Here is a 12008-nt window from a genome sequence, read left to right on the forward strand (position 1 = left end):
TAGTCCTTAAGCGTAAAAGAGCACACGGAGACAGGAATGCAAGCGCATCCGAACACGGTGGACCCATCCGAGATCGCAAAATTCGAGGCGATGGCGGCAGAATGGTGGGATCCTCACGGGAAATTCAAACCTCTGCACATGCTGAATCCGTGCCGTCTGGATTATATCACACAGCAGATCGCAGGTGAGTTTGATCGTTATCTGACCGCGCCGAACCCGTTCGAGGGCCTGCGCCTGCTGGATATCGGCTGCGGTGGCGGGCTGCTCAGTGAACCGATGGCGCGCTTGGGTGCGACGGTCGTGGGCGCCGACGCCGCCGAACGCAATCTGCCTGTCGCACGTATCCATGCCGAGCAATCAGGGCTTGAGATTGACTATCGCCACACCACGGCCGAGGACATGGCCGCCGCTGGTGAGCAGTTCGACGTTGTGCTGAACATGGAAGTTGTCGAGCATGTCGCCGACCCGCAAAGTTACCTGACCGCCACGCAACACTTGCTGAAACCCGGCGGGCTACAGATTTGTTCGACCATCAACCGCAATCCGAAATCCTATGCGATGGCCATCTTCGGGGCCGAGGTGGTCATGCGCTGGTTGCCGCGCGGCACGCATGAGTGGAACAAGTTCATCACACCTGACGAACTGTTCGAGCTACTGCGCCAGGCCGGGCTGGACCCGGTGGACCGCAAGGGGTTTGTGTTCAACCCGATCCTGTGGAGTTGGTCGATCTCGGACCGGGATTTGAGCGTGAACTATGTGACGGCGAGTGTGAAGCCGGGGTGAATCCTACTCCCCCTCCAACTGCAAGCGTAAATCCCGCAGCACCGGCAGCGTGCTGCGCACGCGCTCCAGCCCCAGTTCTCCGACCACGCGGTTGATCAGCGGCGCGATCGAGGAAATTGCCTGATCCCGCGCACGGCGACCGGCGGGGCTGATCGCCACCATCTTGCGGCGGGCGTCGTCCCAGTCGGGGCGGATGTGGATGTATCCGGCCCATTCCAGCTTGGCCAAGGTGTTTGTCATGGCTCCGCGCGTGACGTGGAAGGTGCTGGCCAGTTGCGCCGGGGTCCGCTCATCCCCAACAAACACCAGATGGTTCAGCACCGAGAAATGCGAGATTTCCATGCCCTTGGGCAGCACCCGGCTCAGCCGGTTGCGCAACAATTGGTCTGCAGTCAGAATCTCGCTGAACAGCGTGACCGCCAGGGCATTTTTTTCGTCCGTCATAAGTCCGGTTCTGGATCAGGGCCTGTCGAAAGGCCGCACATGCGTCAATGAGGGCACACGTCGGCGCGCCTCTGTCACAGAACTATCATCCAAATCGAAAATGTGAATGCCCGGATCGGTACCTGCGTCGATCAGCACCTCCCCCCACGGGGCGACAACCATGCTGTGGCCGTGCGTGTAGCGGGTTTTTCCGCGCGTCTTAGGATGTTCTCCGGTCTGTGCCGGAGCCAGCACCCAACACCCGGTCTCGATCGCGCGGGCGCGCAACAGCGATTCCCAATGCGCGGCCCCTGTGACGGGCGAAAACGCCGCTGGAACCGTCAGGATCCGTGCCCCCGCCTGCGCCAGAGCAGCGTGCAAATGGGGGAAGCGGATATCGTAACAGATGGTCAGCCCCACCTTGCCAAAATCGGTCTCAGTCAAAACCGCGCGGGCGCCGGGCCGGTAGTTGGACGATTCGCGGAAAGTCTCGGTTTCCGTGACCTGCACGTCGAACATGTGGATTTTGTCATAGCGCGCCACGACCTGACCCTGCGGGTCGATCATGAAGCACCGGTTGGCAAAGCGACCATCCGCGTCGTGGGTTTTGATCCCCAGCGAACCGATCAGAAGCCATACGCCCAGTTTGGCGGCCTCTTCGCGCAAGCCCGCCAGGGTGATATCGTCTTCTTCATGCTGCAGAACCTCGCGCTGCCGCGTGGTGCTGGTCGAGACGCAGTTCGTAACCTCAGGCGTCAAAATGAACCGCGCGCCTTGCCCGGCGGCCTTAGCCATCATGGCGCGCACCATGTTCAGATTTTCGGCCGGATCGTCCGACGAGGTGATCTGCAGCAGCGCGGTCTTCATCAGGCCGCCAGCAGCCGGTCGAGCTTGCCCTGACGTTCCAGTTCATACAGATCGTCACAACCACCCACATGCTGTGTGCCGATAAAGATTTGCGGTACAGTGCGCTTGCCACCGGCCCGCTGGATCATCTCGGGTTTGCGTTTGGGGTGCATCAGAACGTCGACTTCTTTGAACTCAACGCCTTTCTGTTTCAGCAGACGTTTGGCCGCATGACAAAAACCGCATAGCGGCGAGGTATAGATTTCTACCGGCTTCATTTTCCGTTCCCTTCGGGTTTCGCGCAATCTTGGGCGAATTAGGCATCCTTGGCAACGCGCGCCAGTGCCAACACGAAAATATGATTTGCCCCTGCGGCCTGACACACACGGGTACAGGCGGCCAACGTCGCGCCAGAGGTCATCACATCATCCACCAGTAACACGTCGCGGGCTTTCAGATGCCTTGCCCTGCGCGGGTGGACGCGAATCGCATCTTTCAGAACCTCGGCCCGTTCTTGCGCCGTTTTGCCATCCAGAACCGGTGTTCGTCTGTTTCGCACCAACAGATCAGGCACACAGTCCAGCCCACTGTCCTGACCCAGATACTGCGCCAACAGGGCCGACTGATTGTAGCGCCGTTTGAGCAGACGAGACCAATGAAGCGGCACCGGGGCGATCACCATACCCGGTCGTAGCAGTTCACGCCCCGCTTGCGCCATCCAACGGGCTGCTGGGCGAGCCAGTTCGGGCCGGTCACCATGTTTCAAGGCAAGGATCAGCGACCGCGCCTTGCCATCATACATCAACGCTGATCGGCCAGCATCCCATGGCGGTGGGGCTTTCAGACAATCGTCGCATTCAATCCGATACCCATCCTGCGCACCCATCAGCGGCACTCCGCAGCTTTCGCAAACGGTGCCTCCAATAAAGGGCGTTTCACGCCAGCAGGATCCACACAGCCCAAAATCTGACTCGGTCAGCGCGCCGCATCCCATGCAGCGGGGCGGGTAAATCAGTGCAAGTGCGGTTTGAATCCGCTGCGCGATGCGATACTTGCGTGCCATGAAACTGCCCGAGCCCAACGCACCCTCTCTGTTTGATCGCAAAACCATCCTGCGCCACCGCGCCCGTGCACAGGATGACGCCTTCTTCCTGCATCGCGCCGCAATTGACGAGGTGCAGGATCGGCTCTCTATGGTTAACAAAGCCTTTACAGCGCCTGCGATCGTGAGCTCGTTTCCGCGGCTTTGGGACGATGTTTTTTCGGGTTCTGCCTTAGTCCAGGATGACGACGTGCTGGCGCTTCAGCCCGGCGCCCATGATCTGGTCATCCACGCAATGGCCCTGCATTGCGCCAATGATCCGGTTGGGCAGCTGATCCAATGCCACAGGGCATTGCAGGCCGACGGGCTTTTGCTGGTCGTGTGTTTGGGCGGGGAGACTTTGCACGAACTGCGCGCCGCATTGGGACAGGCTGAGATTGAGATCACAGGCGGCCTGAGCCCTCGCATCGCTCCGATGGCGGAACTTCGAGACATGGGTGGATTGTTGCAACGGGCCGGTTTGGCTTTGCCTGTAGCGGATTCAGTGCCGCTGACGGCGGAATACCGCGACATTTGGCATCTGATGCGCGATCTGCGCCATATGGGTGAAACCAACGCCTTGTCGGCACGGCTGAAGCGCCCGACCAGACGGGCTGTGTTCGAGGCCGCGCAGCGTATCTATGCGGATCACTTTTCGACCGCTTCAGGCCGCGTGACAGCAACATTCGACCTGATCTGCCTGACCGGATGGTCGCCGCACGATAGCCAACCCAAACCGTTACCCCCAGGATCGGCCCAGGCCCGTCTGGCAGACGCCTTACGCACCACCGAGGGCAAACTGCCTGATTGACGTGCGGATAAATCCCCTTATCTCAGGCCGGACCACAAGAAATTCAGGAAGTCCCATATGTTCGATGCTACCCGCCCCGCACACGCTCCTACGGATCATCCAAAGATCAGGATGGGTCGCGTCGGCATTTTGCTGGCCAATCTGGGCACGCCGGACGATTACACCTATTGGCCCATGCGGCGGTATCTGAACGAGTTTCTGTCAGATCAGCGTGTCATCGATTATCCGAAATGGAAATGGCAGCCGATTCTACAAGCCATAATCCTGAGCAAGCGGCCTTTCAGCTCGGGCGAAGCTTATAAATCGATCTGGAATCACGACAAAGGCGAAAGCCCGTTGATGACGATTACCAAGGATCAGACCGCCAAGCTGCGGGCGGCGATGCATGACCGGTACGGCGACCAGGTAATGGTCGATTTCTGTATGCGATATGGCAACCCGTCAACCAAATCCAAAGTGCGCGAGATGGTGGCCGCAGGATGTGACCGCATTCTGTTCTTCCCGCTCTATCCGCAATACGCAGGCGCAACGACGGCCACGGCCAACGACCAGTTTTTCCGCGCGTTGATGGACGAAGCCTGGCAACCAGCATCCCGCACTGTGCCCGCTTATTTCGACCAGCTCAGTTACATCGACGCGCTGGCGCAATCTGTTGAGCGCGCCTATGCGGAAATGGAGACAAAACCTGACATTCTGGTCTGTTCGTACCACGGAATGCCGGATCGCTATCTTCAGCAAGGGGATCCTTATCATTGCCAGTGTGCAAAGACATCCCGGCTGCTGAAAGAACGGTTGGGTTGGTCTGATGACCAGCTTGTATCGACATTTCAGTCGCGATTCGGTCCGGAAGAGTGGCTAAAGCCTTACACCGTGGATCACGTGGCGGATCTGGCAAAGCAAGGTAAGAAGAACATTGCCGTCATCGCCCCTGCCTTCTCGGCCGATTGCATCGAAACGCTCGAAGAGATCAACGAAGAGATCAAGGAAAGCTTCGAAGAAGCAGGCGGCGAAACCTTCACCTACATCCCCTGTCTGAACGACGACGACGCACATATCGCCGCCCTGGGCAAGATCGTCGAGGACAATCTGCGCGGCTGGCTGGACTAGCTTTGCGGAACACAACGCACGGCGCGAGCGATTCAATTGGTTTTGAACCCTTTTCGCATGTTTTGGCTTTCAGAAACAAAAAAGGCGGTGGATTGCTCCACCGCCTTTTTCAAGAATTCCGTGTTGGCTTAGCTTGCAGCAACAGCAGCAGCAACAACAACCAGCAGGATCAGCGGCAGCAGGATGCCCTGCGAAGAACCCTGAGTTTCTTCAACAACAACAGGTGCTTCAACAACCGGCTCTTCCAGGTTGCCTGCGTATGCGGTCGAAGCTGCGGCGGTCAGAGCTGCGGCGAGAACGAGTTTTTTCATATTAACCTCCAGAATTTGCACGGTTCCAATGCCCGGAACCGCGCACCTAAGACTTACCTCGTGTTTTTTTCTAATCAGCATTGGCGCTGGAATGCAATTGCAACTTGAGCGCTAAGCGGGTTCGTGCGGGAAAATGTCGTCAAATTAGCAACACTTGCGTGCCGACCTTCGTCATAGAAAAGAGCTCGGCGATATCGTCATTGAAGAGCCCGATACAGCCATTTGACGAGCGGCGCCCGATTTTGCGCGTATCATGGGTGCCGTGGATGCGGTAATATTTCCAACCCAGATATAAAGCGTGGGTTCCCAGAGGGTTATCTGGCCCTGGCGGGATATAGTCCGGCCATTCAGGGTTTCTTTTCTTCATTGACGGCGTTGGCGACCAGCTGGGGCCTTCAACTTTACGGATCACGCTGGTGCGTCCGCGACGGGTCATCTCTTCGGTCAAAGGCACCGAAGAGGGGTAGAGTTTGTATGTAGATTGATCATCTGACCAATAATGCAGCGCGCGTGACACTGTATCGACCAAAATTGCCCCGTTCCTCGTGTTTGAGAAATAGGGCTGCCAGTCCAGGGCACGGAACCCCGACACATTCCGGCGCACGGGCGGTTCGGGCTCGGGTGCAGGGCGCAGCGGGTCGCCTGGAATATATTGCGCCAGTGCCGGTGTCGCCAGCGAGGCGGTTACACCGGTCAGAAACACCCGGCGCGTGGGTGACAGAATACGCTTTTTGACCATGACGAACGGGTCCTGTGTTCTAGTAAGCTCTGGAATCTGATCTATTCTATTGCGAGAATGCTTCAGTCGCAAACCAAACCGGCAGAATCACGCGAGTATAGACGAATGTACGTTTGCTCAGCGCAGTCAGGCACGCTATGCCGGGTGACAACACAATTATCAGGTCGATCATGACGCGTATCGTTTCTTTACTGTTGATTTGCTTTGTCGCGCTTGCGGCATGTACAAGCACCCAGCCCACCACTATTGGTGCGGATGGCCGCCCCTTGCCCACGGTCTACAAAATCCGCGGCAATCCCGAAAAACTGCAATTCCGAATGCTTGATTCGGTCAATGCCTTGCGTCAGGCTCAGGGCCTACAGTCTGTGCAATTGAACTCTCAGTTGAACGCGGCCGCTGCGACTCACTCAAAGGATATGGCACGCCAGAACCGCCCTTGGCACTTTGGGTCGGATGGGTCGTCCCCAATCGATCGTGCCGCGCGGGTCGGATATTTTGGTACATTCCTGGGCGAAGCGATTTCCGAAACCTACGAGACCGAGACCGAGACACTGGCGGCCTGGATGCAAGAACCCGGACCACGCGCTGTGATCATGGACCCGAAGGCAACCCAGATGGGGTTCGCCTGGCATCAGGAAAACGGTGGAAAAATCTGGTGGACGCTGGAAATGGGAACCGGCGGCTGATCCAGCTCAGATGTTAATCAAAAAAGCCCTCGGTTTTCGGGGGCTTTTTTTATTCAATCATGCAGCTTGCATTGATTGAGCTTCGGTCAAAATTGCATAGAGCTTGACCGGATCGGGGTTCGCCCGAAGTTTGGTGCAGACCGAGGTATCCCGCAGCGTACGCGACACCAAAGCCAGCGCTTTGAGGTGATCCACACCCGCCTCTTCAGGCGCGAACAGCGCAAAGGCAATATCCACCGGCTGACGATCAACCGAACCAAAATCGATCGGTTTTTCCAGCATGACGAAGACGCCTGAAACCGCCTCAAGTTCAGACAGTCGCGCGTGGGGCAGCGCGACGCCATGTCCAACTCCGGTCGGCCCAAGGCTTTCGCGCTCAAGCAGAGAGTCGACCACCGCCTGGGCATCAAGGCCCTGGGTCGCGGCGGCAACGTCGCCGATTTCCTGAAACAACCGCTTCTTGCTGGAAGCGGCCGAAAGTACACGCACTGCCTCGGGCTTGAGTATGCTCGAAAGCTCCATGATCACGCTCCATGGCACGGCACCCGCATGTGCGGGTGCGGCCCCGTTTTCTTGCCTGTTACGGATCGATCCAGCCGATGTTACCGTCATCGCGACGGTAGACAACGTTCAATCCATCCTTGTTCTCATTCCTGAACACCAGCACCGGAGCGCCAGCAAGTTCCATTTGCATCACGGCTTCCCCAACGCTCAGAGACGGAATTTTCGTCTCCATCTCAGCCACAATCATGGGCTGCAGCGATTCGGGCTCGTCCGCCGTGTCCGATTCGTCAGAGGCGAGGATATAAGAGGACGCACCAAAGAGTTCAACCGGCTCTGCCCGGTCCTTGTGGTGGTCCTTCAGGCGGCGCTTATAGCGGCGCAATTGGGTTTCCATCTTGTCGCAGCATGCCTCAAATGCTGCGTAAATCTCGGTAGCATGCGCCTTGGCCTGGGCTGTCAGGCCCGTGGACAGGTGCACCGTTGTTTCGCATACATATTCATGCGCTGAACGGGAAAAGACGACGTTGGCATCTGTCGGCCGCTGAGCATATTTGCCCACAACCTCGCCCAGCTCGGTTTGCACGTGTGTCTGCAAGGCCGCGCCGATGTCGATCTGTTTTCCGCTGATTTGGTAACGCATGTGATCTCCTTCACAATTCACACCCATTCTGACGTCACGGTACGCGACGAACTTTTTTTTATCGGGTGGGGGGTCGCGGCATTTTCTGCGGTTGCCTTAAGTCCTGCCCTTCAAAGAAGGGAGATCGAGATCCAGACTGGAACCGAGTAAATGCCATAGTCCAATTGAGGCAAGAGACGAAGGAAGAGTCAATCAAAACAGGCGTGTATATACGCGATTTCCGTCATGCATCTGATGCAAACCGGTTCAAGCCTATGAAATACGGAAGTTTTCGCCCAAATAGACCCGACGCACATTCTCGTTTTCGACAACTTCGTCGGGCGTGCCGGACATCAGCACCTGGCCGTCATGCAGGATATAGGCGCGATCCACAATTTCCAGCGTTTCCCGGACGTTGTGATCCGTGATCAACACACCGATTCCCCGTTTTTTGAGATCGGCCACCAGATGTCGAATATCCCCGACACTAATCGGATCAACCCCTGCAAAAGGTTCGTCCAACAGCAGATATTTCGGATCGGCCGCCAAACAGCGCGCGATCTCGACACGGCGGCGTTCACCACCGGACAGGGCCAAGGCGGGCGCTCGGCGCAAATGTTCGATGGAAAAATCCGACAACAGTTCTTCCAGGCGTTCCTTACGCCTGTGTGCGTGTGGAACCGTAATGTCCAATACAGCGGCAATGTTGTCTTCGACACTCATACCGCGGAAAATCGACATTTCCTGAGGCAAATAGCCGATCCCCATGCGAGCACGCCGATACATCGGCAGGGTTGTGACGTTCTGACCATCAATTGTCACTTTACCTGCTTCGGGAAACACAAGCCCTGCGACGGAATAGAAGGTCGTGGTCTTGCCTGACCCGTTCGGCCCCAAAAGCGCTACGACCTCGGACCGGTCCAGCGTCATCGAGACATCGCGAATAACCGTCTTTTTCCGGTAAGATTTTCGCAGCTTCTCGATGCGCAGGCCTGAACTGCCTTCGGCCAATGTCAGGTTCGGACCCGCCATCAGTTGTTGCCCTGCTGCAAGATCGTTTTGACCCGCCCGGTCATGGTCGCCTTGCCTGTTGTCAGATTAGCGTTCATCTGATCGCCACTGATGACGCTGGGTCCCTGCGTCAGAAGGACATTGCCCTTCATCACAATCACACCGGAATCGATTGTATACTCTGCCCAATCCCCTTCGGCTGCGTCCGGTGGGCTGACCAGAACCACGTTTTCGGTCGCTTCCATCCGTTCAATGGCCGAACGTTCCTGATTATAGATCACCAGAACACGTTCCGCCGTCAGCCGCATTTCGCCTTGCACAACGATGACATTGCCAATGAACTCGGCAGATCCATCTTCCTGATTGACGTTCAATGTCTCCGAAGTCACCTCAACTGGCAGGCTTGGGTCGGCATTTGCAGAACCAAAGGCCACCTGCGCCTCTTGCGCGGCCGCGGTACCCGCGATTACAGCGAGACACAGTGGAACAAAACGAAAATCGAACACAAGTTATCTTTCTGCCTTTTCAGGCTCGTATATCAGCTTCACACCATCTGTAAAAACAATATGGACCGGACCATCCTTTTTTTCCGTCCCAAAAGTCATGCGCCCGGCGGAAAAGTTGCCGATCGGCCCGGTACCATTCACCTGTCCCGGCGTGTCGCCGCGGATTTCATCCAAAGATGTGTTGAGCAGATCGGTCGTGACCTGAAGCCCGTCAGCTGTGGTGATCACCACGTCGCCGACAAAAGTGGCTGTGCCTTCGTCAGGGCGGATTAAACCCGAGTTGGAGTCCAGCAGTATCGTTCCACCGCTCAGCAAGCCAAACCGGCCACGGAATTCCGAGGCAGTCGGGGTCGCGGTCTCGTTGCCCTGGGTCGCCTGAGTTGCCTCGATATGAACGTCCTCACCCTTGCGCGTGGTCCCCTGATAGTTTGGCTGAGTTACAACTTGCTGCGCCAGCCGTTCATCGATGTCATTTTGCGCGAACGGCACAGATACATTTGTTTCGATACTGCGGGACAGCAAGAAGACGGTGGAAAGCAAGACAATCGCCGCAAGCGGCAACAGCACCTTCAGGAACTGCACCATGCGGGAATATCTGTCCACCTCGCCCTCCCTCAGCCCAAACCGACGCGCAGGCAGTCGTGGATGTGCAACAAGCCCTGCGCCTGTCCGTCAGCGTCAGGGTCGACCACGAACAAAGAGGTTATCTTGCGCTCATTCATGATCGCAACGGCTTCTTCCGCCAGCGCGTTTGGCGCAATCGTCATTGGATCACGGGTCATGACCTCTTGGGTGCTCTTGTCCAGCAACCCATCCATATTGCGGCGCAAGTCGCCATCGGTGACAATGCCCAGCAGGCGGCCAGCATCATCGGTGACACCAACGACACCAAAGCTTTTTTGGCTCATGACCAGCAAAGCCTCGCTCATCGGAGTGCCGGACGTGACCACAGGCATATCCGCATGCATCAGATCGCGCACCTTGCTGAGCTGCGCGCCAAGTTTACCACCTGGATGAAAGTCACGGAAATTCTCGGGCTTGAAACCCCGGTACTTCATCAAAGCAATCGCCAGCGCATCGCCCATTGCCAAGGTCAATGTCGTTGAGATCGAAGGCACCATGCCAAAGCCGCATGCCTCACCCAAAGACGGGATCAGAAGATGCACATCCGCCTGTTTCATCAGCGTGCTTTCAGGCTTACTGGACAGACCAATCAGCGGAATCCCGAACCGGCGGGTAAAGGCCAGCAGATTGGCCAGTTCCGGCGCTTCGCCCGAATTCGAGATCGCCAATACCACGTCACCCTTGGAGACCATGCCCAGATCACCATGGCTGGCCTCGGCCGGATGTACAAAATAGGCTGGCGTACCAGTGCTGGCCAAAGTGGCGGCAATCTTGTGACCGATGTGACCCGATTTACCGATCCCACTCACGATGATGCGACCCTTCGCCTGCAGGATCATTTGCACGGCTTCTGCAAAATGGTCGTCCAGACTTTCAGCCAACACGTCCAGCGCGCGGGCTTCATCTGTAACGACCTGACGGGCGGTTTTCAGAAAGGACTCGTTATCAGTCATGAGTGTGCAAAAATATCCGTTTCGGGCCAGCCTGCGAGGTCCAGTTTCGCACGCATCGGAAGGAAATCAAAACAGGCTTGCGCCATCTCGGTCCGATCTTCACGTGCAAGGCGCTTGTTCAATTCATCCCGCAGGCGGTGCAGGTACAGAACATCCGAGGCTGCATAGTCCAGTTGAGCATCTGTCAGAGACTCGGCTCCCCAATCGCTCATCTGCTGTTGTTTCGAAATGTCGACACCGATCAGTTCCTGACACAAGTTCTTCAAGCCGTGGCGGTCAGTGTATGTGCGCACCAGACGGCTGGCGATCTTGGTGCAATAAACCGGAGCGGCCAGCGCACCAAAGGTGTGGTACATGGCCGCGATGTCAAACCGCCCGAAATGGAACAGCTTAAGCACGTCAGGGTTTTCCAGCATGGCGCACAGGTTTGGTGCTTCGGTTTGCCCTTTTTCAACCTGAACGATGTGGCTGTTGCCATCACCACCCGACATCTGGATCACGCATAAGCGGTCGCGATGCGGGTTCAACCCCATGGTTTCGCAGTCAATGGCCACAACGGGGCCCAGATCCAGCCCGTCGGGCAGATCGTTTTTGTACAAATGGTTCGCCACGCGACTAATCCTCTGAGCGCTATTGTCCCCGAGATAGGCGGTTTGGCCCCTAAACTCAACGCCGTCCAAAAATCGCGGGCTGTTAAGCGCCAGGCTCTTGATCTTATCCTCATGGGGGGGATAAGGATATACCATGTCTAATCATACCCATGAGTCGCATCCACAAATCATGGCCCGACTAAAGCGTGCCCACGGGCACCTGGCCAAAGTCATTGCCATGCTTGAAAGCCAGGCCCCCTGTTCGGACGTTGCCCAACAGTTGTTCGCCGTGGAAAAGGCTGTCACCAATGCCAAACGCGCGTTGATTCACGATCACATCGATCATTGCTTGTCCGCCGACGACGCTGGCAGCGGGATCGAAGATTTCAAAGCGATTACGAAATACCTCTAAGC

The 12008-nt window shown here is 56.9% G+C and carries 19 protein-coding genes; 5 read left to right on the top strand and 14 right to left on the bottom strand.

What is annotated here, in order from left to right; genetic code table 11:
- Nucleotides 1-36 precede the first annotated feature (36 nt).
- Nucleotides 37-783, top strand: coding sequence for a bifunctional 2-polyprenyl-6-hydroxyphenol methylase/3-demethylubiquinol 3-O-methyltransferase UbiG (ubiG, locus tag GOV90_RS18445; protein WP_171096527.1), 747 nt, complete (start codon nucleotides 37-39; stop codon nucleotides 781-783).
- 3 nt (nucleotides 784-786) lie between these two features.
- Here ubiG and GOV90_RS18450 read toward each other — a convergent pair whose 3' ends face one another.
- The 4 genes from GOV90_RS18450 to GOV90_RS18465 are packed head-to-tail and all read right to left on the bottom strand — an operon-like array spanning nucleotide 787 to nucleotide 3115.
- Complete coding sequence (locus tag GOV90_RS18450; RefSeq protein ID WP_170334681.1) at nucleotides 787-1227, bottom strand: MarR family winged helix-turn-helix transcriptional regulator; 441 nt, start codon at nucleotides 1225-1227, stop codon at nucleotides 787-789.
- Between the two features lie 15 nt (nucleotides 1228-1242).
- Nucleotides 1243-2073: a carbon-nitrogen hydrolase family protein gene (locus GOV90_RS18455; protein ID WP_171096529.1), complete on the bottom strand. Its 831-nt coding sequence runs from the start codon at nucleotides 2071-2073 to the stop codon at nucleotides 1243-1245.
- Nucleotides 2073-2330: a glutaredoxin 3 gene (gene grxC / locus GOV90_RS18460; protein WP_050605571.1), complete on the bottom strand. Its 258-nt coding sequence runs from the start codon at nucleotides 2328-2330 to the stop codon at nucleotides 2073-2075. The genes GOV90_RS18455 and grxC overlap by 1 nt, the downstream gene beginning before the upstream one ends.
- A gap of 38 nt (nucleotides 2331-2368) precedes the next feature.
- A complete protein-coding gene (locus tag GOV90_RS18465; protein WP_171096531.1) occupies nucleotides 2369-3115 on the bottom strand; it encodes a ComF family protein in 747 nt (248 codons plus the stop codon).
- On the opposite strand from GOV90_RS18465, the gene GOV90_RS18470 reads away from it, so the two are divergent.
- Nucleotides 3114-3944, top strand: coding sequence for an SAM-dependent methyltransferase (locus tag GOV90_RS18470; RefSeq protein WP_171096533.1), 831 nt, complete (start codon nucleotides 3114-3116; stop codon nucleotides 3942-3944). The genes GOV90_RS18465 and GOV90_RS18470 overlap by 2 nt on opposite strands.
- A gap of 57 nt (nucleotides 3945-4001) precedes the next feature.
- A complete protein-coding gene (hemH, locus tag GOV90_RS18475) occupies nucleotides 4002-5051 on the top strand; it encodes a ferrochelatase (RefSeq protein WP_171096535.1) in 1050 nt (349 codons plus the stop codon).
- Between the two features lie 128 nt (nucleotides 5052-5179).
- Here the strand turns inward: hemH and GOV90_RS18480 are convergent, their stop codons facing one another.
- The 3 genes from GOV90_RS18480 to GOV90_RS21330 form a co-directional block, all read right to left on the bottom strand.
- The gene (locus GOV90_RS18480; protein ID WP_117870963.1) at nucleotides 5180-5362 is read right to left on the bottom strand and encodes a hypothetical protein; all 183 of its coding nucleotides are present in this window, start codon (nucleotides 5360-5362) and stop codon (nucleotides 5180-5182) included.
- Between the two features lie 139 nt (nucleotides 5363-5501).
- The gene (locus tag GOV90_RS18485; RefSeq protein ID WP_171096537.1) at nucleotides 5502-6101 is read right to left on the bottom strand and encodes a L,D-transpeptidase; all 600 of its coding nucleotides are present in this window, start codon (nucleotides 6099-6101) and stop codon (nucleotides 5502-5504) included.
- A 46-nt stretch (nucleotides 6102-6147) separates the two neighbouring features.
- Nucleotides 6148-6273: a hypothetical protein gene (locus tag GOV90_RS21330; protein WP_256367977.1), complete on the bottom strand. Its 126-nt coding sequence runs from the start codon at nucleotides 6271-6273 to the stop codon at nucleotides 6148-6150.
- Here GOV90_RS21330 and GOV90_RS18490 point away from each other — a divergent pair.
- The gene (locus GOV90_RS18490; RefSeq protein ID WP_171096538.1) at nucleotides 6272-6787 is read left to right on the top strand and encodes a CAP domain-containing protein; all 516 of its coding nucleotides are present in this window, start codon (nucleotides 6272-6274) and stop codon (nucleotides 6785-6787) included. The two genes, GOV90_RS21330 and GOV90_RS18490, sit on opposite strands and share 2 nt — an antisense overlap.
- 57 nt (nucleotides 6788-6844) lie before the next feature.
- Here the strand turns inward: GOV90_RS18490 and GOV90_RS18495 are convergent, their stop codons facing one another.
- The 7 genes from GOV90_RS18495 to GOV90_RS18525 form a co-directional block, all read right to left on the bottom strand.
- Nucleotides 6845-7309, bottom strand: coding sequence for a PTS sugar transporter subunit IIA (locus tag GOV90_RS18495; RefSeq protein WP_171096653.1), 465 nt, complete (start codon nucleotides 7307-7309; stop codon nucleotides 6845-6847).
- A gap of 58 nt (nucleotides 7310-7367) precedes the next feature.
- The gene (hpf, locus tag GOV90_RS18500) at nucleotides 7368-7931 is read right to left on the bottom strand and encodes a ribosome hibernation-promoting factor, HPF/YfiA family (RefSeq protein WP_050605577.1); all 564 of its coding nucleotides are present in this window, start codon (nucleotides 7929-7931) and stop codon (nucleotides 7368-7370) included.
- 252 nt (nucleotides 7932-8183) lie between these two features.
- Nucleotides 8184-8942: an LPS export ABC transporter ATP-binding protein gene (gene lptB / locus GOV90_RS18505; RefSeq protein ID WP_171096540.1), complete on the bottom strand. Its 759-nt coding sequence runs from the start codon at nucleotides 8940-8942 to the stop codon at nucleotides 8184-8186.
- Nucleotides 8942-9427: an LptA/OstA family protein gene (locus tag GOV90_RS18510; RefSeq protein WP_256367978.1), complete on the bottom strand. Its 486-nt coding sequence runs from the start codon at nucleotides 9425-9427 to the stop codon at nucleotides 8942-8944. Before GOV90_RS18510 ends, lptB begins: the two co-directional genes overlap by 1 nt.
- Nucleotides 9428-9430: 3 nt before the next feature.
- On the bottom strand, nucleotides 9431-10030 hold the full coding sequence (gene lptC, locus GOV90_RS18515) for an LPS export ABC transporter periplasmic protein LptC (RefSeq protein ID WP_171096541.1): 600 nt from the start codon (nucleotides 10028-10030) through the stop codon (nucleotides 9431-9433).
- An 11-nt stretch (nucleotides 10031-10041) separates the two neighbouring features.
- Nucleotides 10042-11004 (bottom strand): SIS domain-containing protein, encoded by a 963-nt coding sequence (locus GOV90_RS18520; protein ID WP_171096543.1) that lies wholly within the window; start codon nucleotides 11002-11004, stop codon nucleotides 10042-10044.
- Nucleotides 11001-11615 (bottom strand): ribonuclease D, encoded by a 615-nt coding sequence (locus GOV90_RS18525; RefSeq protein ID WP_171096545.1) that lies wholly within the window; start codon nucleotides 11613-11615, stop codon nucleotides 11001-11003. Before GOV90_RS18525 ends, GOV90_RS18520 begins: the two co-directional genes overlap by 4 nt.
- A gap of 133 nt (nucleotides 11616-11748) precedes the next feature.
- On the opposite strand from GOV90_RS18525, the gene GOV90_RS18530 reads away from it, so the two are divergent.
- Complete coding sequence (locus tag GOV90_RS18530) at nucleotides 11749-12006, top strand: metal-sensing transcriptional repressor (protein ID WP_171096547.1); 258 nt, start codon at nucleotides 11749-11751, stop codon at nucleotides 12004-12006.
- Nucleotides 12007-12008: the final 2 nt, after the last annotated feature.

It is taken from the genome of Ruegeria sp. HKCCA5929 (assembly GCF_013034525.1).
Classification (GTDB): Bacteria; Pseudomonadota; Alphaproteobacteria; order Rhodobacterales; family Rhodobacteraceae; genus Ruegeria.

Excerpts from the sequence above, each read along its gene's own strand:
- ubiG (WP_171096527.1), top strand. The coding sequence starts at position 37 with ATGCAAGCGCATCCGAACACGGTGGACCCATCCGAGATCGCAAAATTC.
- GOV90_RS18450 (WP_170334681.1), bottom strand. The coding sequence starts at position 1,227 with ATGACGGACGAAAAAAATGCCCTGGCGGTCACGCTGTTCAGCGAGATT.
- GOV90_RS18455 (WP_171096529.1), bottom strand. The coding sequence starts at position 2,073 with ATGAAGACCGCGCTGCTGCAGATCACCTCGTCGGACGATCCGGCCGAA.
- grxC (WP_050605571.1), bottom strand. The coding sequence starts at position 2,330 with ATGAAGCCGGTAGAAATCTATACCTCGCCGCTATGCGGTTTTTGTCAT.
- GOV90_RS18470 (WP_171096533.1), top strand. The coding sequence starts at position 3,114 with ATGAAACTGCCCGAGCCCAACGCACCCTCTCTGTTTGATCGCAAAACC.
- GOV90_RS18465 (WP_171096531.1), bottom strand. The coding sequence starts at position 3,115 with ATGGCACGCAAGTATCGCATCGCGCAGCGGATTCAAACCGCACTTGCA.
- hemH (WP_171096535.1), top strand. The coding sequence starts at position 4,002 with ATGTTCGATGCTACCCGCCCCGCACACGCTCCTACGGATCATCCAAAG.
- GOV90_RS18480 (WP_117870963.1), bottom strand. The coding sequence starts at position 5,362 with ATGAAAAAACTCGTTCTCGCCGCAGCTCTGACCGCCGCAGCTTCGACC.
- GOV90_RS18485 (WP_171096537.1), bottom strand. The coding sequence starts at position 6,101 with ATGGTCAAAAAGCGTATTCTGTCACCCACGCGCCGGGTGTTTCTGACC.
- GOV90_RS18490 (WP_171096538.1), top strand. The coding sequence starts at position 6,272 with ATGACGCGTATCGTTTCTTTACTGTTGATTTGCTTTGTCGCGCTTGCG.
- GOV90_RS21330 (WP_256367977.1), bottom strand. The coding sequence starts at position 6,273 with ATGATCGACCTGATAATTGTGTTGTCACCCGGCATAGCGTGCCTGACT.
- GOV90_RS18495 (WP_171096653.1), bottom strand. The coding sequence starts at position 7,309 with ATGGAGCTTTCGAGCATACTCAAGCCCGAGGCAGTGCGTGTACTTTCG.
- hpf (WP_050605577.1), bottom strand. The coding sequence starts at position 7,931 with ATGCGTTACCAAATCAGCGGAAAACAGATCGACATCGGCGCGGCCTTG.
- lptB (WP_171096540.1), bottom strand. The coding sequence starts at position 8,942 with ATGGCGGGTCCGAACCTGACATTGGCCGAAGGCAGTTCAGGCCTGCGC.
- GOV90_RS18520 (WP_171096543.1), bottom strand. The coding sequence starts at position 11,004 with ATGACTGATAACGAGTCCTTTCTGAAAACCGCCCGTCAGGTCGTTACA.
- GOV90_RS18530 (WP_171096547.1), top strand. The coding sequence starts at position 11,749 with ATGTCTAATCATACCCATGAGTCGCATCCACAAATCATGGCCCGACTA.